This window comes from Streptomyces sp. NBC_01689 (genome assembly GCF_036250675.1).
GTDB lineage: Bacteria > Actinomycetota > Actinomycetes > Streptomycetales > Streptomycetaceae > Streptomyces.
The window spans coordinates 4,759,418-4,775,891 of the sequence record NZ_CP109592.1; the positions used below are offsets into that span (position 1 = coordinate 4,759,418).

16 protein-coding genes are annotated in these 16,474 nt (G+C 71.3%); 8 read left to right on the top strand and 8 right to left on the bottom strand.

Features of this window, described 5'->3' with window-relative positions; genetic code table 11:
• The first annotated feature begins 421 nt into the window (after window positions 1–421).
• From acs to OG776_RS20180, 5 genes are all read left to right on the top strand, one after another.
• Complete coding sequence (gene acs, locus OG776_RS20160; RefSeq protein WP_148012353.1) at window positions 422–2,422, top strand: acetate--CoA ligase; 2,001 nt, start codon at window positions 422–424, stop codon at window positions 2,420–2,422.
• A 246-nt stretch (window positions 2,423–2,668) separates the two neighbouring features.
• A complete protein-coding gene (gene nhaA / locus OG776_RS20165; protein WP_329321998.1) occupies window positions 2,669–4,078 on the top strand; it encodes a Na+/H+ antiporter NhaA in 1,410 nt (469 codons plus the stop codon).
• A 67-nt stretch (window positions 4,079–4,145) separates the two neighbouring features.
• Window positions 4,146–4,622, top strand: a complete 477-nt coding sequence (locus OG776_RS20170) for a phage holin family protein (RefSeq protein ID WP_329322000.1) — start codon at window positions 4,146–4,148, stop codon at window positions 4,620–4,622.
• A complete protein-coding gene (locus OG776_RS20175) occupies window positions 4,619–5,569 on the top strand; it encodes an alpha/beta fold hydrolase (protein ID WP_329322002.1) in 951 nt (316 codons plus the stop codon). Before OG776_RS20170 ends, OG776_RS20175 begins: the two co-directional genes overlap by 4 nt.
• A 162-nt stretch (window positions 5,570–5,731) precedes the next feature.
• Window positions 5,732–5,911, top strand: a complete 180-nt coding sequence (locus tag OG776_RS20180) for a hypothetical protein (RefSeq protein ID WP_148012357.1) — start codon at window positions 5,732–5,734, stop codon at window positions 5,909–5,911.
• Window positions 5,912–5,979: 68 nt separating this feature from the next.
• Here OG776_RS20180 and OG776_RS20185 read toward each other — a convergent pair whose 3' ends face one another.
• The 3 genes from OG776_RS20185 to nth form a co-directional block, all read right to left on the bottom strand.
• Window positions 5,980–7,179: a MarP family serine protease gene (locus OG776_RS20185; protein ID WP_329322005.1), complete on the bottom strand. Its 1,200-nt coding sequence runs from the start codon at window positions 7,177–7,179 to the stop codon at window positions 5,980–5,982.
• Between the two features lie 13 nt (window positions 7,180–7,192).
• Window positions 7,193–7,864 (bottom strand): NUDIX hydrolase, encoded by a 672-nt coding sequence (locus OG776_RS20190; RefSeq protein ID WP_148012443.1) that lies wholly within the window; start codon window positions 7,862–7,864, stop codon window positions 7,193–7,195.
• A gap of 235 nt (window positions 7,865–8,099) precedes the next feature.
• The gene (gene nth, locus OG776_RS20195; RefSeq protein ID WP_443077276.1) at window positions 8,100–9,209 is read right to left on the bottom strand and encodes an endonuclease III; all 1,110 of its coding nucleotides are present in this window, start codon (window positions 9,207–9,209) and stop codon (window positions 8,100–8,102) included.
• Between the two features lie 336 nt (window positions 9,210–9,545).
• On the opposite strand from nth, the gene OG776_RS20200 reads away from it, so the two are divergent.
• Window positions 9,546–10,220 carry a Crp/Fnr family transcriptional regulator gene (locus OG776_RS20200; protein WP_016642758.1) on the top strand — a complete coding sequence of 225 codons (675 nt, stop codon included), beginning with the start codon at window positions 9,546–9,548 and terminating at the stop codon, window positions 10,218–10,220.
• A gap of 140 nt (window positions 10,221–10,360) precedes the next feature.
• Here the strand turns inward: OG776_RS20200 and OG776_RS20205 are convergent, their stop codons facing one another.
• From OG776_RS20205 to OG776_RS20220, 4 genes are all read right to left on the bottom strand, one after another.
• A complete protein-coding gene (locus OG776_RS20205) occupies window positions 10,361–11,191 on the bottom strand; it encodes an MBL fold metallo-hydrolase (RefSeq protein ID WP_148012359.1) in 831 nt (276 codons plus the stop codon).
• Window positions 11,188–12,057 carry an NUDIX hydrolase gene (locus tag OG776_RS20210; protein ID WP_148012360.1) on the bottom strand — a complete coding sequence of 290 codons (870 nt, stop codon included), beginning with the start codon at window positions 12,055–12,057 and terminating at the stop codon, window positions 11,188–11,190. The genes OG776_RS20205 and OG776_RS20210 overlap by 4 nt, the downstream gene beginning before the upstream one ends.
• A 454-nt stretch (window positions 12,058–12,511) precedes the next feature.
• Window positions 12,512–12,982, bottom strand: a complete 471-nt coding sequence (locus tag OG776_RS20215) for a RidA family protein (RefSeq protein ID WP_148012362.1) — start codon at window positions 12,980–12,982, stop codon at window positions 12,512–12,514.
• A complete protein-coding gene (locus OG776_RS20220; RefSeq protein ID WP_143608830.1) occupies window positions 12,979–13,140 on the bottom strand; it encodes a DUF4177 domain-containing protein in 162 nt (53 codons plus the stop codon). Before OG776_RS20220 ends, OG776_RS20215 begins: the two co-directional genes overlap by 4 nt.
• A gap of 95 nt (window positions 13,141–13,235) precedes the next feature.
• On the opposite strand from OG776_RS20220, the gene OG776_RS20225 reads away from it, so the two are divergent.
• Together OG776_RS20225 and OG776_RS20230 are read left to right on the top strand one after the other, a co-directional pair.
• A complete protein-coding gene (locus tag OG776_RS20225) occupies window positions 13,236–14,213 on the top strand; it encodes an ArsA family ATPase (protein ID WP_148012363.1) in 978 nt (325 codons plus the stop codon).
• Entirely contained in the window at window positions 14,210–15,730 is a 1,521-nt protein-coding gene (locus tag OG776_RS20230; protein WP_329322010.1) for an ArsA family ATPase, read from the top strand. Before OG776_RS20225 ends, OG776_RS20230 begins: the two co-directional genes overlap by 4 nt.
• A gap of 379 nt (window positions 15,731–16,109) precedes the next feature.
• Here OG776_RS20230 and wblA read toward each other — a convergent pair whose 3' ends face one another.
• Window positions 16,110–16,448 carry a transcriptional regulator WblA gene (gene wblA, locus OG776_RS20235; RefSeq protein ID WP_028799159.1) on the bottom strand — a complete coding sequence of 113 codons (339 nt, stop codon included), beginning with the start codon at window positions 16,446–16,448 and terminating at the stop codon, window positions 16,110–16,112.
• Window positions 16,449–16,474: the final 26 nt, after the last annotated feature.

Genomic DNA, 16,474 nt, shown 5'->3' on the forward strand with positions numbered 1-16,474 from the left:
ACCCGGGGCTCCGCCAGGGACGCTGCGCCCCCTGGACCCCCGCCGTCGCCCGAAGGGCTCGTCCTCGAACGCCGGACGGGCTGACGTACCTGACCCCGACCGGCACCATCGCGGCGGGGCGAGGAATCGAGGGAACCTGCCCGTTTCGGTCGTCGTCGGGTGAACCCCGACGGGCGGCCGTCCGTGCCTCGGAGTACGGAGTCCTCGTCACGCAGGAGCACCCCCGGGACCGCCCCATAGCCGACCCGGAGTCGACCGGGCGTGGACCAGGCGTGGACGGGGCCACCGCGTACGTACCCCTGTAGGTCGCGGCGTGAGCGCCGGGGGAAGACTGGAGGACCACAGGACAAGCCCGGCCCCTAACAGGTCTAAACCAATTTGGGGTCGGCCCTTGTCACCGGGGCCCCTGGTCTGATGAGCTGTGGCCTGGGACACAACGGACACCCTGGGAAAGGGAGATGTCGTGAGCAACGAAAGCCTGGCCAACCTGCTGAAGGAAGAGCGCAGGTTCGCGCCGCCCGCCGACCTGGCAGCGAACGCCAACGTCACCGCGGAGGCGTACGAGCAGGCCAAGGCTGACAGGCTCGGCTTCTGGGCCGAGCAGGCCCGCCGCCTGACCTGGGCCACCGAGCCGACCGAGACGCTGGACTGGTCGAACCCGCCGTTCGCCAAGTGGTTCGCCGACGGGAAGCTGAACGTCGCGTACAACTGCGTGGACCGGCACGTCGAGGCCGGCAACGGCGACCGCGTCGCCCTGCACTTCGAGGGCGAGCCGGGCGACAGCCGCGCGATCACCTACGCCGAGCTGAAGGACGAGGTCTCGAAGGCCGCCAACGCGCTGACCGAGCTGGGCGTGGGCAAGGGCGACCGGGTCGCCGTCTATCTGCCGATGATCCCCGAGGCCGTCGTCGCGATGCTGGCCTGCGCCCGGATCGGGGCCGCGCACTCCGTCGTCTTCGGCGGGTTCTCCGCGGACGCGATCGCCACCCGTATCCAGGACGCCGACGCCAAGCTGGTCATCACCTCCGACGGCGGCTACCGGCGCGGCAAGCCGTCCGCGCTCAAGCCGGCCGTGGACGACGCGGTGAGCCGGGTCGACGGGGTCGACAAGGTGCTGGTGGTCCGGCGCACCGGGCAGGAGGTCGACTGGACCGAGGGCCGCGACGTCTGGTGGCACGAGATCGTCGAGCGCCAGTCCGCCGAGCACACGCCGGAGGCGTTCGACGCCGAGCACCCGCTGTTCATCCTGTACACGTCCGGGACGACGGGGAAGCCGAAGGGCATCCTGCACACCTCGGGCGGCTACCTCACGCAGGCCTCGTACACCCACCACGCCGTCTTCGACCTCAAGCCGGAGACCGACGTCTACTGGTGCACGGCCGACATCGGCTGGGTCACCGGGCACTCGTACATCACGTACGGGCCGCTCTCGAACGGTGCGACGCAGGTTATGTACGAGGGGACCCCGGACACCCCGCACCAGGGCCGGTTCTGGGAGATCGTGCAGAAGTACGGGGTGACGATCCTCTACACCGCGCCCACCGCGATCCGTACGTTCATGAAGTGGGGCGACGACATCCCCGCAAAGTTCGACCTGTCCTCGCTGCGGGTCCTCGGATCCGTGGGCGAGCCGATCAACCCCGAGGCGTGGATCTGGTACCGCAAGCACATCGGCGCGGACCGGACGCCGATCGTGGACACGTGGTGGCAGACCGAGACCGGCGCGATGATGATCTCGCCGCTGCCGGGCGTCACCGAGACCAAGCCGGGATCGGCGCAGCGGCCGCTGCCGGGCATCTCGGCGACGGTCGTCGACGACGAGGCCCGGGAGGTCCCCGACGGGGGCGGCGGGTACCTCGTGCTGACCGAGCCGTGGCCCTCGATGCTGCGCACGATCTGGCGTGACGACCAGCGGTTCCTCGACACGTACTGGTCCCGCTTCGAGGGGAAGTACTTCGCCGGGGACGGCGCCAAGAAGGACGAGGACGGGGACATCTGGCTCCTCGGACGGGTCGACGACGTGATGCTGGTCTCCGGGCACAACATCTCGACGACGGAGGTCGAGTCGGCGCTCGTGTCGCATCCCGCGGTCGCCGAGGCGGCGGTGGTCGGCGCGGCGGACGAGACGACCGGACAGGCCATCGTGGCGTTCGTGATCCTGCGCGGAACGGCCTCCGCGGACGACGCCGGGCTCGTCGCCGACCTGCGCAACCACGTGGGGGCGACGCTGGGGCCGATCGCCAAGCCCAAGCGGGTGCTGCCCGTCGCGGAGCTGCCGAAGACCCGGTCCGGGAAGATCATGCGCCGGCTGCTGCGCGACGTGGCGGAGAACCGGGAGCTCGGGGACGTCACCACGCTCACCGACTCCACGGTCATGGACCTGATCCAGGAGAAGCTGCCGGCGGCGCCCAGCGAGGACTGAGGGCTCCACGGCCCGACGGCCCGACGGCCCGCCCGAGTGTAGGAGGCACCTCGCGTGCCTCCCACACTCGCGTTTCGGCACCCTCCACGGAACCCATTGGTGTCGAATGTCCGTATGGCGCATTATCCGGCTGTAATGCCAAGGTAAACTGAGGCCTCAGGGTGTGCCGGGAAGTCTGGTCGGCAACGTCGTCGGCGATCCCGCCTGACGGTCGTCAGCGCGTCGTACCGACCCGGAGGTCCCGCCGTGGCCGCGCCCCGTCCCCGCACCACCACCGACAACCGCAGGTTCCTCGGGCGGCTGTCGCTGCCCGAGCGGAACTTCGTGGCGGAGGCACTGCGGACCGAGACCGTCGGCGGCGTACTCCTCCTCCTCGCCGCGATCGCCGCGCTGATCTGGGCCAACACCCCCCTGCGGGACAGCTACGCCACGGTGGGCGACTTCCACTTCGGTCCCGGAGCCCTCGGGCTGAACCTGTCCGTGCGGCACTGGGCGGCCGACGGGCTGCTCGCCGTGTTCTTCTTCGTCGCCGGTATCGAACTCAAGCGCGAACTGGTGGCCGGGGACCTGCGCGACCCGAAGGCCGCGCTCCTGCCGGTCGCCGCGGCGGTCTGCGGAATGGCCGTACCCGCGCTCGTCTACGCCCTCACCAACGCCGCGGGCGGGGGCTCCCTGGCCGGCTGGGCCGTGCCCACCGCCACCGACATCGCCTTCGCGCTCGCCGTGCTCGCGGTCATCGGCACCTCCCTGCCGTCAGCCCTCCGCGCCTTCCTGCTCACCCTCGCCGTCGTCGACGACCTGCTCGCGATCCTGATCATCGCGGTCTTCTTCACCGACACCCTCGACTTCGCGGCCCTCGGCGGGGCCGTCGCCGGACTCGCCGTGTTCTGGGTGCTGCTGCGCAAGGGCGTGCGGGGCTGGTACGTGTACCTGCCGCTCGCCCTCGCCATCTGGGGGCTGATGTACAACAGCGGCGTGCACGCCACCATCGCGGGCGTGGCCATGGGCCTGATGCTGCGCTGCCACCGGCACGAGGGCGAGGAGCACTCCCCCGGCGAGCACGTCGAGCATCTCGTACGGCCGCTCTCCGCCGGACTCGCCGTGCCGCTCTTCGCACTGTTCAGCGCCGGGGTCGTGGTCTCCGGCGGGGCGCTGGGCGAGGTGTTCACCCGGCCCGAGACACTGGGCGTCGTCCTTGGGCTCGTGGTCGGCAAGTCGGTCGGCGTCTTCGGCGGCACCTGGCTCACCGCCCGCTTCACCCGGGCCTCGCTCAGCGACGACCTGGCCTGGCCCGACGTCTTCGCCGTCGCGAGCCTCGCCGGGATCGGCTTCACCGTCTCCCTGCTCATCGGCGAACTGGCCTTCACCGCCGACCCGGTGCTCACCGACGAGGTCAAGGCCGCCGTCCTGGCCGGCTCGCTCGTCGCGGCCGTCTTTGCCACGACACTGCTGAAGATCCGCAACGCCAAGTACCGTGCGCTGTGCGAGGCGGAGGAACGCGACGAGGACAGCGACGGCATCCCCGACATCTACGAACAGGACAACCCGGCCTACCACCTGCGGATGGCCGAGATCCACGAACGCAAGGCCGCCGAGCACCGAAGGCTTGCCGAAGTGGCGGGCGGGGCAAGCGAGGAGAACGGCCGTCCGGCATGATCTGACCAGACGACACAAACACCCGCAGAAGCCAGACGGCAGACACATGCAGAAGAGGGAGTCCGCGATGAGCGCACCCGACGGCAGCCCGGTCGGCGCCGAACGCAGCATCGGCCAGCTGGTCGCCTCGGCGACGACCGAGATGTCCGCACTGGTGCACGACGAGATCGCACTGGCGAAGGCGCAGCTCAAGCGGGACGTCAAGCGCGGTGCGGTCAGCGGTGGCGCGTTCGCGGTGGCCGGGGCGGTACTGATCTTCTCCCTCCCCATGCTGAGCTTCGCCCTGGCGTACGGCATCCGGACCTGGACCCACTGGAACCTCGCGATCTGCTTCGTCCTGTCGTTCGCGGCGAACGTGCTGGTCGCCGGCGTCCTCGCGCTGATCGGTGTGGTCTTCGCGAAGAAGGCCAAGAAGGGCAAGGGCCCGCAGAAGGTCGCGGCCTCGGTGAAGGAGACGGCGGGCGTCCTGCAGAACGCCAAGCCGCACCCCCGGCCTGCGCCGGTCGAGGACTCCCTGGAAGCTGTGGCACGCTCATCCTCATGACGGACCCCGCCACTCCATCGGCGCAACCCACCTCGGTCGTACGCCTCGACATCCCCGGCGGCCGCGAGGTGACCCACCGGAACGTCGCCGCCAACGGCGCGCGCTTCCACATCGCCGAGACGGGCGACGGGCCCCTCGTTCTGCTGCTGCACGGGTTCCCCCAGTTCTGGTGGACCTGGCGCCGGCAGATGGGGGCGCTCGCCGACGCCGGGTTCCGGGCCGTGGCCATGGATCTGCGGGGTGTCGGCGGGAGCGACCGCACCCCGCGCGGCTACGACCCCGCGAACCTCGCGCTCGACATCACCGGGGTCGTACGGTCCCTCGGCGAGCCCGACGCCGCGCTGGTCGGACACGATCTGGGCGGGTATCTGGCGTGGACGGCGGCCGCGATGCGCCCCAAGCTGGTGCGCCGCCTCGTCGTCTCCTCCATGCCGCACCCACGCCGCTGGCGGTCGGCGATGCTCTCCGACGTGCGGCAGACCTCCGCGAGTTCGTACATCTGGGGGTTCCAGCGGCCCTGGATCCCGGAGCGCCAACTCGTCGCGGACGAAGGTGCCCTGGTAGGCCGTCTGCTGCGGGACTGGTCGGGGCCGCGGCTGCCCGACGACGAGGCCGTGGACACGTACCGCCGCGCCATGTGCATCCCGTCCACGGCGCACTGCTCCATCGAGCCGTACCGGTGGATGGTGCGGTCCATGGCCCGTCCGGACGGGATCCAGTTCAACCGGCGGATGAAACGGCCCGTCCGGGTGCCGACGCTGCATCTGCACGGGTCGCTCGACCCCGTCATGCGGACGCGGAGCGCCGCGGGCTCCGGGGAGTACGTCGAAGCGCCGTACCGCTGGCGGCTGTTCGACGGTCTGGGGCACTTTCCCCACGAGGAGGACCCGGTGGCGTTCTCGACCGAACTCATCAACTGGCTGAAGGATCCCGAGCCCGACCGGTAGGCCGTTTTCAGCCAGCCGACGGCCCCCTTCGGTGACCGCCCGATCGCTCCCGGTGCGCAAAGGGGAACGTCTGTCCTACGAACAGCCAAATGCCTCGCGCATAGGCCAATTGGGGCCTCATGGAGCGGTTATCGACCTTGGGGCAGGGGCACACGTCGGGGTATGGGCTGGACGCACGACTACAGTGACGCACCACGCAACCGCCGCTCGGCGACGGGCCTGAGCTCCCATCAGAGGGGCACCCCGCAGCTTCAGGGCACGGGTCTTCAGGTAGGAATCCCGCGCATTCTGCGCCGTCGGGCCCGCTGGGTCTCGGTGCGATTGCGCCATCCACGCGGCTGAACCACCGCACCGCCCGGCGACCCGGTCACCCGGGTCGTCCGGTCGGCGGAGCGGTACATGAGACCCCGTCAGAGCGCGCAGCTGTCGCTGTCGACCTGCTGGTTGGCCGTACGGCCCCGGTCCGCGTCCGGCCGCACCTCGTCGGCGGTGAGGGCGTATCCGGTGTTGGCGTCGTCGAGGGACTTCGCGAAGACCACTCCGTACACCTTGCCGTCGGGCGTGAGCAGCGGGCCGCCGGAGTTCCCCTGACGGACCGTCGCGAAGAGTGAGTAGACGTCGCGGCGCACGGTCTTGCGGTGGTAGATGTCGGGTCCGTTGGCCGTGATCCGGCCGCGCACCCGCGCGGGCTGCACGTTGTACGCGCCGTTCTGCGGGAAGCCCGCGACGATCGCGTTGTCTCCGCTGCCCGCGTCCCCGGTGGTGAACCGCAGGGCCGGCGCGGTCAGGTTCGGTACGTCGAGGACGGCGATGTCGCGCTCCCAGTCGTACAGGACGACCTTGGCGTCGTACTTCCTGCCCTCGCCGCCGATCTGGACGGTGGGCTCGTCGACGCCGCCGACCACGTGCGCGTTGGTCATCACCCGGCGGTTGCCGAACACGAAGCCGGTGCCCTCCAGGACCTTGCCGCAGCTCTGCGCGGTTCCCATCACCTTGACGATGGAGTCCCGCGCGCGGACGGCGACGGGGCTGTTGGCGAGCGCCGGGTCGGGGGGCTGGACGTCGGTGATCGGCTCGTTCGCGAACGGGCTGAAGACCTGGGGGAAACCGTTCTGCGCGAGGACGGAGGAGAAGTCGGCGAACCAGGTGTCGGCCCGGGAGGGCAGCGCGCGCGACACGCCGAGCAGCACCTTCGAGCCGCGGACCTCCTTGCCGAGCGTCGGCAGCGTCGTACCGGCGAGCGCCGAGCCGATCAGCCAGGCCACCAGGAGCATCGCGACCACGTTGACCAGGGCGCCGCCCGTCGCGTCCAGGGCGCGGGCCGGTGACCAGGTGATGTACCGGCGCAGCTTGTTGCCCAGGTGCGTCGTGAGGGCCTGGCCCACGGAGGCGCAGACGATCACGACGACGACCGCCACGACGGCGGCGGTCGTACTGACCGTGGCGTCGTCGGTGAGGGCGTCCCAGGCGACGGGGAGCAGGTAGACGGCGACGAGACCGCCGCCCAGGAAGCCGATCACCGACAGGATGCCGACGACGAAGCCCTGGCGGTAGCCCACGATCGCGAACCACACGGCGGCGACCAGCAGCAGGATGTCCAGCACGTTCACGAACGACACCCTGTCACGCGCGCCAGTCGAGCGGGACCTGCTTCTCGTGGTCCCAGGGCAGCTCCCACCCCGCGAAGTGCAGCAAACGGTCGATGATGCCTGCGGTGAAGCCCCACACCAGGGCCGATTCGACCAGGAATGCCGGACCTCGGTGGCCGCTCGGGTGCACGGTCGTCGCACGGTGCGCGGGGTCCGTGAGATCCGCCACGGGGACCGTGAAGACCCGGGCCGTCTCGGCCGGATCGACCACGCCGACCGGGGTCGGCTCGCGCCACCAGCCCAGGACGGGCGTGACCACGAAGCCGCTCACCGGGATGTAGAGGCGGGGCAGGACGCCGAAGAGCTGGACGCCGGCGGGATCGAGCCCGGTCTCCTCCTCGGCCTCGCGCAGCGCGGCCCGCAGCGGCCCGTCGCCCTTCGGGTCGCCGTCCTCGGGGTCCAGGGCGCCGCCCGGGAAGGAGGGCTGTCCGGCGTGCGAGCGCAGCGAGCCGGCGCGCTCCATGAGGAGCAGTTCGGGACCGCGGGCGCCCTCGCCGAAGAGCACGAGGACGGCGGACTGCCGTCCCGCGCCGTCGGCCGGCGGCAGGAAGCGGCTCAGCTGGAGCGGCTCGACGGTCTCGACGGCGTGCACCACCGGGTCGAGCCAGGCGGGCAGCCCCTCCTTGGTCACCGGAACGGGGGTCACCGGAACGGCGGCGGCGCCGGCCGCCGGGCCGGGGCCGTCACCGGGTGCCGCGCCACGCGTCGTATGGGCACCGGGAATCGGCTGTGTGCCGGGCCGGCCGTGCGTCGCGCCGGTGCCGGGCTCGTCGTACCTGTCGATGTCGTGCGTCTCCATGTGCCCGCGGTGCGTGTCGCTCGCGCCCGTCATAGCCACCCCCGTTCCCCGTCCCTCTCACCGTCCGCCGTCGCGCCCGCCGTCATCCGGCACCCAGCGGGGGCGCCGGGACGCCACCGGCGTCCAGATAGGCCTGCGGAGGGTTGAGGCGCTGGCCTGGATAGCCGCCCTTCTCGTACTTCAGGAGTTTGCGCGCCTTCTCCGGGTCCGTCTCGCCCTCCCCGTACGCCGGGCAGAGCGGGGCGATGGGGCACGCGCCGCAGGCCGGTCTGCGGGCGTGGCAGATACGGCGGCCATGGAAGATGACGTGATGGGAGAGCATCGTCCACTCGCTCTTCGGGAAGAGCGCGCCGACGGCGGCCTCGATCTTGTCGGGCTCGGTCTCCTCGGTCCACTGCCAGCGCCGTACGAGCCGCTGGAAATGGGTGTCCACGGTGATGCCGGGCCGGCCGAAGGCGTTCCCGAGCACCACGAAGGCCGTCTTGCGGCCCACGCCCGGGAGTCTGACGAGATCTTCGAGACGGCCGGGGACCTCGCCCCCGAACTCCTCGGCCAGCGCCTTGGAGAGCCCTATCACCGACTTGGTCTTGGCCCGGAAGAAGCCCGTCGGCCGCAGGATCTCCTCGACCTCCTCGGGGTTCGCGGCGGCGAGGTCCTCCGGGGTGGGATACCTGGCGAAGAGCGCCGGAGTCGTCTGGTTCACCCGCAGGTCGGTCGTCTGCGCCGACAGGACCGTGGCGACGAGCAGCTGGAAGGGGTTCTCGAAATCCAGTTCCGGATGGGCGTACGGGTAGACCTCGGCGAGTTCGCGGTTGATCCGGCGGGCTCTGCGGACGAGGGCGGTGGACGGCTCGGCGACGAGCGGCTTCTTGGCCGGGACGGCCTTCTTCACGCCGGCGGTCTTCTTCGCCGCGGCCGTCTTCTTCACGGCAGCCGTCTTCTTCACCGCGGTGGTCGTCTTCGCCGCGGCTGTCTTCTTCTTCACCGCGGCTGTCTTCTTCGCGGGGGTCGGCGCCTGCGCCGGAGCCGCATCCTCCGCCGCAGCCGTCGCCCTCGCCGGAGCCGTCTTCTTCGCCGCGGCCTTCGAGGGAGTGACCTTCTTGATCGTCGCCGTCACCTTCTTGGCCGTCGCTGTCGCCTTCTTCGTCGTGGCTGTCGCCTTTTTGGCGGCCTTCTTCACCGTCGGTTTCACCGGCGAAGAATCTGCCCCCTTTGTCGTTTTCGTGCTTCCATCGGGGCCCTGTTCGCCCACAGCGGAATCGCGACGTACCACCACCCGCCCAGCCCCCTTGGCCTGTGCTCTCACCGGCGATTTGGACACCCGGCCAGCCTAGAGCCCTGCACCGACATCCGCCCCGGACCCAGAAGATCAGCCTCCAATTGGCCCCCTGCCGCACTGCCCGCGACGCCCGTGCGGCAGACTTGTGACTGATCACACTGTTTGGACCGTCCAGCAAGATGGGGAACACGCTCCCCTGGTACCACGGGGGAGCAAGATCCCCTGAGCAGGTCGACAAGGAGAGAACTCGTGGACGACGTTCTGCGGCGCGCCCCGCTCTTCGCGGCGCTCGATGACGAGCAGGCGGCGGAGCTCCGCGCCTCCATGAGTGAGGTGACGCTCGCCCGCGGCGACGCTCTCTTCCACGAGGGCGACCCCGGAGACCGCCTCTACGTGGTCACCGAGGGCAAGGTGAAGCTCCATCGCACCTCCCCGGACGGCCGGGAGAACATGCTGGCCGTCCTCGGCCCCGGTGAGCTGATCGGCGAGCTGTCGCTGTTCGACCCGGGCCCGCGCACGGCGACCGCCAGCGCGCTGACCGAGGTCAAGCTGCTGGGCCTCGGCCACGGCGACCTCCAGCCCTGGCTGAACGCGCGGCCCGAGGTGGCCGCCGCCCTGCTGCGCGCCGTCGCCCGGCGCCTGCGCAAGACCAACGACCAGATGTCCGACCTGGTCTTCTCGGACGTGCCCGGCCGGGTGGCCCGTGCGCTCCTGGACCTCTCCCGCCGCTTCGGCGTGCAGTCGGAGGAGGGCATCCACGTCGTGCACGACCTGACGCAGGAGGAGCTGGCCCAGCTGGTCGGCGCGTCGCGCGAGACGGTCAACAAGGCGCTCGCCGACTTCGCGGGCCGCGGCTGGCTGCGGCTGGAGGCCCGCGCGGTGATCCTGCTGGACGTCGAGCGCCTCGCGAAGCGGTCCCGCTGACCGCTTCGCCGCTCGCTCGTGAGTGAGTACGTGCAAGGGGCCCCGTCGAAGGACGGGGCCCCTTGCACGTCGTTCATGACGTACGTCGTTCATGACGTACGTCGTTCATGACGTACGAGTTGGACCGGTCCCGGCCGGGCCTAGATGAGGCCGTGTTCGCGCAGGTAGTCCATCTGCGCCCGGACGGAGAGTTCGGCGGCGGGCCACAGCGACCGGTCCACGTCGGCGTAGACGTGCGCGACGATCTGCCGCGGTGACCCGTAACCGTTCTCGACCGCCGTCTCGACCTGGGCCAGGCGATGGGCCCGGTGGGCGAGGTAGAACTCGACGGCACCCTGGGCGTCCTCCAGCACGGGTCCGTGTCCGGGCAGCACCGTGCGCACGCCGTCGTCGACCGTGAGCGAGCGCAGCCGCCGCAGTGAGTCGAGATAGTCCCCCAGGCGGCCGTCAGGGTGGGCCACGACGGTCGTACCGCGACCCAGGACGGTGTCACCCGTCAGGACGGCCCGATCGGCCGGGAGATGGAAGCACAGCGAGTCGGCGGTGTGCCCGGGCGTCGGGACCACCCGCAGTTCGAGGCCGCCCACGTCCACGACGTCGCCGTACGCGAGTCCCTCGTCCCCGAGCCGCAGCGCGGGGTCCAGCGCCCGCACCTTCGTCCCCGTCAGCTCGGCGAACGACGCGGCGCCCGCCGCGTGATCCGGGTGCCCGTGCGTCAGCAGGGTCAGCGCGACCCGCTTCCCGGCCTTCTCGGCCGTGTCGAGGACGGCCCGCAGATGGACGTCGTCCAGCGGCCCGGGGTCGATCACCACGGCGAGCTCGGAGTCAGGCTCCGAGACGATCCAGGTGTTGGTGCCGTCCAGGGTCATCGCGGACGCGTTGGGGGCCAGGACGTTCACGGCACGCGCGGTGGCCGGACCGGAGAGGGCCCCGCCCCGGGGCCGGCCGGGAAGGGCCGCGGCGTCGGTCATGCCGGGCTCCCTCCGGTCGGGACGTGCTTGGTGAACTCGTCGTGTCCGGGCCAGGAGAGCACCACTTCGCCGTTCTCCAGGCGCGCCCTGGCCAGGACGGGTGTCAGATCGCGCGCGGGCGCGGCGGCGAGAACGTCGGCCGCGCTGCCGTACGGGACGAGCTGGCGCAGGGTGGCGACGGTGGGCGGCATCATCAGGAGCTCGCCCTTGTCGTATCCGTCGGTCGCGTCCTCGGGGCGGATCCACACGGTGCGGTCGGCCTCCGTGGAGGCGTTGCGGGTGCGCTGCCCGTCCGGGAGCGCGGCCACGAAGAACCAGGTGTCGTAGCGACGGCTCTCGAACTCCGGGGTGATCCAGCGGGTCCAGACGCCCAGGAGGTCGGATCTGAGGACCAGGCCCCTGCGGTCGAGGAACTCCGCGAAGGAGAAGTCACGGGCGACCAGGGCGGCGCGGTCCGCCTCCCACTCGTCCCCGGTGGTGTCGCCGACCACCGTGTCCGGGGTGGGACCGGCGAGGAGGACACCGGCCTCCTCGTACGTCTCGCGGACCGCCGCGCAGACGACGGCCTGGGCGGACGTCTCGTCGACCCCGAGCCGGTCGGCCCACCACGCGCGCGTGGGGCCCGCCCAGCGGATCCGGTGGTCGTCGTCGCGGGGGTCCACGCCGCCGCCCGGGTACGCGTACGCGCCTCCGGCGAAGGCCATGGTGGTGCGTCTGCGCAGCATGTGCACCAGAGGGGTGGTGTCGGTGTCCTTGAGCAGCATGACCGTGGCGGCCCGCCTCGGGGGCACCGGTGTCAGGGTGCCCTCCGCGAGCGCGCGGATGCGCTCGGGCCATTCCGGTGGATACCACTGCCCATTCGCCATGGCCGGAGGCTATCCCGAGCCGGGCGAATGTTCGAGGGGCGCCGGTCGATCAAGAAGGGTCGTACCCCGCTTCGGCCTGGAGGGCCTCTTCGTCGAGCGCCGGAGCGGCTGAGGGCGCGAGCCGGGCGCCGCGGGGCCGTGCGATGCCGGCCGCGCGCTGCGAGGCCGTGAGATGCGGGCCGGGCGCTGCGGGGCCGAGGCTGAAGGGCTGATGGCCGGACGTGATCTTTCCGGTGCGGGCGGGCATCTCCAGCCCGTCCGGGGCCTATGAGCGCAGGCCCGCATGATCAGCCCGTCCGGCGCTTGAGGACGAGCCCTTCGGGCGAGGGCGGGGGTCCAGGGGGCGCAGCGCCCTTGGCGGGGTCCGGGGCGGAGCCCCGGGTGACGGGACGAGCAGGGGCGGCGGGCCCCCGCGAACAGGAACACCCAGCCGACCCCGCCCCGCCCGGAGTGCCTACGCCTCGGTCAGTTCCACTTGGATCTCGACCTCGACCGGCGCGTCCAGCGGCAGTACCGCCACCCCGACGGCACTCCGCGCGTGCACGCCCTTGTCACCGAGCACCGCGCCCAGCAGCTCACTGGCTCCGTTCACCACGGCCGGCTGACCGACGAAGTCCGCCGCCGAGGCCACGAACCCGACGACCTTCACGACCCGCGCGATCCGGTCCAGGTCACCCGCGACCGACTTGACCGCGGCCAACGCGTTCAGCGCGCAGATGCGGGCCAGGTCCTTGGCCTCCTCGGCCGTGACCTCGGCGCCGACCTTCCCGGTCACCGGAAGCTTGCCCTCCACCATCGGCAGCTGGCCGGAGGTGTACACGTACACACCGGACCGCACGGCCGGCTGGTACGCGGCCAGCGGCGGGACGACGTCCGGCAGGGTCAGCCCGAGCTCCGCGAGCTTCGACTCGACGGTGCCGCTCATGCGGACCTCTCACGCTTCAGGTAGGCCACCAGCTGCTCGGGGTTGTTCGGCCCGGGCACGACCTGGACAAGCTCCCAGCCGTCCTCGCCCCAGGTGTCCAGAATCTGCTTCGTGGCATGGACGAGCAGCGGCACGGTTGCGTATTCCCACTTGGTCATGTGGCCGACTGTAGCCGTTGCCGCGGAGGGCCTCGCGCGCACGTTGTCCACAGCCTCCTGCGTACTCCGGCGGTGGACTGGTTAGGCTCGAAGACGTGAGCAGGCTCCAGGTCGTCAGCGGCAAGGGCGGTACCGGCAAGACCACGGTAGCCGCGGCCCTCGCGCTCGCCCTCGCCACAGAGGGCAAGCGCACCCTCCTCGTGGAGGTCGAGGGCAGACAGGGCATCGCGCAGCTCTTCGAGACAGAAGCGCTGCCCTACGAGGAGCGGAAGATCGCCGTCGCTCCGGGCGGCGGGGAGGTGTACGCCCTCGCCATAGATCCCGAACTGGCCCTTCTGGACTACCTCCAGATGTTCTACAAACTGGGGAGCGCCGGACGGGCCCTGAAGAAGCTCGGCGCCATCGACTTCGCGACCACCATCGCGCCCGGCGTCCGGGACGTGCTCCTCACCGGCAAGGCGTGCGAGGCCGTGCGCAGGAAGGACAAGAGCGGACAGTTCGCCTATGACTACGTGATCATGGACGCGCCGCCCACCGGGCGGATCACGCGCTTCCTGAACGTGAACAACGAGGTCGCGGGGCTCGCCAAGATCGGCCCGATACACAATCAGGCACAGGCCGTGATGCGTGTCCTCAAGTCTCCGGAGACGGCGGTGCACCTGGTGACGCTGCTGGAGGAGATGCCCGTCCAGGAGACCGCGGACGGCATCGCCGAACTGCGCGCGGCGAAGCTGCCGGTCGGGCGGATCATCGTGAACATGGTGCGGCCCGCGCTCCTCGACGACGCCGACCTGGAGTTCACGGGCGCCGTGGCGCGCAGCGCCATCGCCAAGTCGCTCTCCGCCGCGGGTCTCGGCGGCGCCCGCCGCGGCGGGAACGCGGAGCGGCTCGTCGGCCCCCTCCTGGAGCAGGCGGAGGAGTACGCCGAGCGGCACACCCTGGAGCGCGAGCAGCGGGCCGTCCTCACCGAGCAGGGCCTTCCGCTGCACGAGCTCCCGCTGCTCGCCGAGGGAATGGACCTGGCGGGCCTGTACCAACTGGCCAAGGAACTGCGTCAGCAAGGGATCTCATGAGTCCGGACCCGGCCCGCGCCCACGACCCCGCCCGTACCGGCGACCCCGCCCGCGGCGGCGACTCGGCCCGGGCCCACGATCCGGCCCGGGCCCAGGACCCGGCCCGCGGCATCGGCTCCGCCCGTGTCCTGGACGTCGACCCGCTGCTCGACGACCCGGGGACCCGCATCGTGGTGTGCTGCGGGTCCGGCGGTGTCGGGAAGACGACGACGGCGGCCGCCCTGGGGCTGCGCGCGGCCGAGCGGGGCCGCAAGGTCGTCGTGCTCACGATCGACCCGGCCCGCCGGCTCGCCCAGTCGATGGGCATCGACTCGCTCGACAACATCCCGCGCCGGGTGAAGGGCATCGACGACTCGGCGGGCGGCGAACTGCACGCCATGATGCTCGACATGAAGCGCACCTTCGACGAGATCGTCGAGGCGCACGCGGACGGCGAGCGGGCCGCCGCGATCCTGGGCAACCCCTTCTACCAGTCGCTCTCGGCGGGCTTCGCGGGCACGCAGGAGTACATGGCGATGGAGAAGCTCGGCCAGCTGCGGGCGCGGGAGGAGTGGGACCTGATCGTCGTCGACACGCCGCCGTCCCGCTCCGCGCTGGACTTCCTGGACGCCCCCAAGCGGCTCGGCTCGTTCCTGGACGGCCGCCTGATCCGGCTCCTCACCGCTCCGGCGAAGCTGGGCGGCCGCGCGGGGATGAAGTTCCTGAACGTCGGTATGTCGATGATGACCGGCACCCTGGGCAAGCTGCTGGGGGGACAACTCCTCAAGGACATGCAGACGTTCGTGGCGGCGATGGACACCACGTTCGGCGGCTTCCGGACCCGCGCGGACGCCACGTACAAGCTGCTCCAGGCGCCCGGCACGGCGTTCCTGGTCGTGGCGGCCCCGGAGCGGGACGCGCTGCGGGAGGCCGCGTACTTCGTCGAGCGGCTGGCAGCCGAGGACATGCCGTTCGCCGGCCTGGTCCTCAACCGGGTGCACGGCAGCGGCGCCGCGCAGCTGTCGGCGGAACGGGCACTCGCGGCGGCGGAGAACCTCGACGCCGCGGCCGCCGAGGACGTCGATCCCGACACCGTGGAAGATCTTGGCTCCGAGGCTGCGGAAAATCTTGACGGGGCCCGCATTGTGGATCAGGAGGGCGGGAAAGCTGGACTTCGTAACTCTCCCGACACGCACGGCAGTTCAGAGTCCTCTGCTCCCGCGCCATCAGCTCCCGAAGGCACCGAGGCTCCCGACGGTTCCGCCGAAGGCTCCCCCGCCGCCACGGACACCGACCGGACCGTCACCGACCGGACCGTCGAACAGTTCACCGCAGATCTGCTGAGGCTGCACGCCGAGCGCATGCAGTTGCTCTCCCGCGAGCAGCGCACCCGTGACCGCTTCGCCGCGCGTCACCCCGAAGTGGCCGTGGCCGAAGTGGCCGCGCTGCCCGGTGACGTGCATGACCTCGCGGGGCTGCGGGACATCGGGGAACGGCTCGCGGCCAACCGGCCGGAGCTGCCCGAGTCCGACGCCTGACCCGACGCCGCGACCATCCGCCGCCCGGCCCGTGACCACCACGGGCCCGCGGCCGTCCACGAGCCCGTACCCGTCACAAGGTCCGGGTGACAGGTCCATGGGGCCGCCTCCCGGCGGCCCTTGTGGCCCTCTGCCGCGCCCTGAGGGCGCCTTGTCCCCTGATGAGGTCCGTCACCCCTGCCGGCACGCTGCCGCACCACATCACCGGCGCGGCGACACCACCGGCGCACCGGCACCAGCTCCGCGTCGGTCCACCGCCGCGCGCGAGGTGGCGTACGGCTCACCGTGCGACCGCACCCCGATGTGGGCGCCGTACGGGAACGCCCCGGCTGACCGGTCCGTGGTCCGTGGTCCGTGGTCCGTGGTCCGAGGAGAACCTTCAGCCCACCGCCGCGTAACGCTCGTACACCTCTTCCTCGTCGAGGGGCAGCAGGCCCGCGCCGCGCTCGTACTCCGTACGCGCGGTCTCCAGCAGGCGACGCCACGAGGTGACGGTGGGACGCCTGCGCAGCAGTGCGCGACGCTCCCGCTCCGTCATGCCACCCCACACGCCGAATTCGACGCGGTTGTCGAGCGCATCGGCGAGGCACTCCGTGCGTACCGGACATCCGGTACACACTGCCTTCGCCCTGTTCTGCGCTGCTCCTTGAACGAACAGTTCATCCGGATCGGTAGTGCGGCAGGCCGCCTGCGCACTCCAGTCGGTTACCCAGCCCATACCGGCGCCGTCCTCTCCCGAATCGA

Coding starts and splice junctions, on each gene's coding strand:
- OG776_RS20175 (WP_329322002.1), top strand. CDS start 4,619: ATGACGGACCCCGCCACTCCATCGGCGCAACCCACCTCGGTCGTACGC.
- OG776_RS20180 (WP_148012357.1), top strand. CDS start 5,732: ATGGGCTGGACGCACGACTACAGTGACGCACCACGCAACCGCCGCTCG.
- OG776_RS20205 (WP_148012359.1), bottom strand. CDS start 11,191: ATGACCGACGCCGCGGCCCTTCCCGGCCGGCCCCGGGGCGGGGCCCTC.
- OG776_RS20210 (WP_148012360.1), bottom strand. CDS start 12,057: ATGGCGAATGGGCAGTGGTATCCACCGGAATGGCCCGAGCGCATCCGC.
- OG776_RS20170 (WP_329322000.1), top strand. CDS start 4,146: ATGAGCGCACCCGACGGCAGCCCGGTCGGCGCCGAACGCAGCATCGGC.
- OG776_RS20230 (WP_329322010.1), top strand. CDS start 14,210: ATGAGTCCGGACCCGGCCCGCGCCCACGACCCCGCCCGTACCGGCGAC.
- OG776_RS20220 (WP_143608830.1), bottom strand. CDS start 13,140: ATGACCAAGTGGGAATACGCAACCGTGCCGCTGCTCGTCCATGCCACG.
- OG776_RS20215 (WP_148012362.1), bottom strand. CDS start 12,982: ATGAGCGGCACCGTCGAGTCGAAGCTCGCGGAGCTCGGGCTGACCCTG.
- wblA (WP_028799159.1), bottom strand. CDS start 16,448: ATGGGCTGGGTAACCGACTGGAGTGCGCAGGCGGCCTGCCGCACTACC.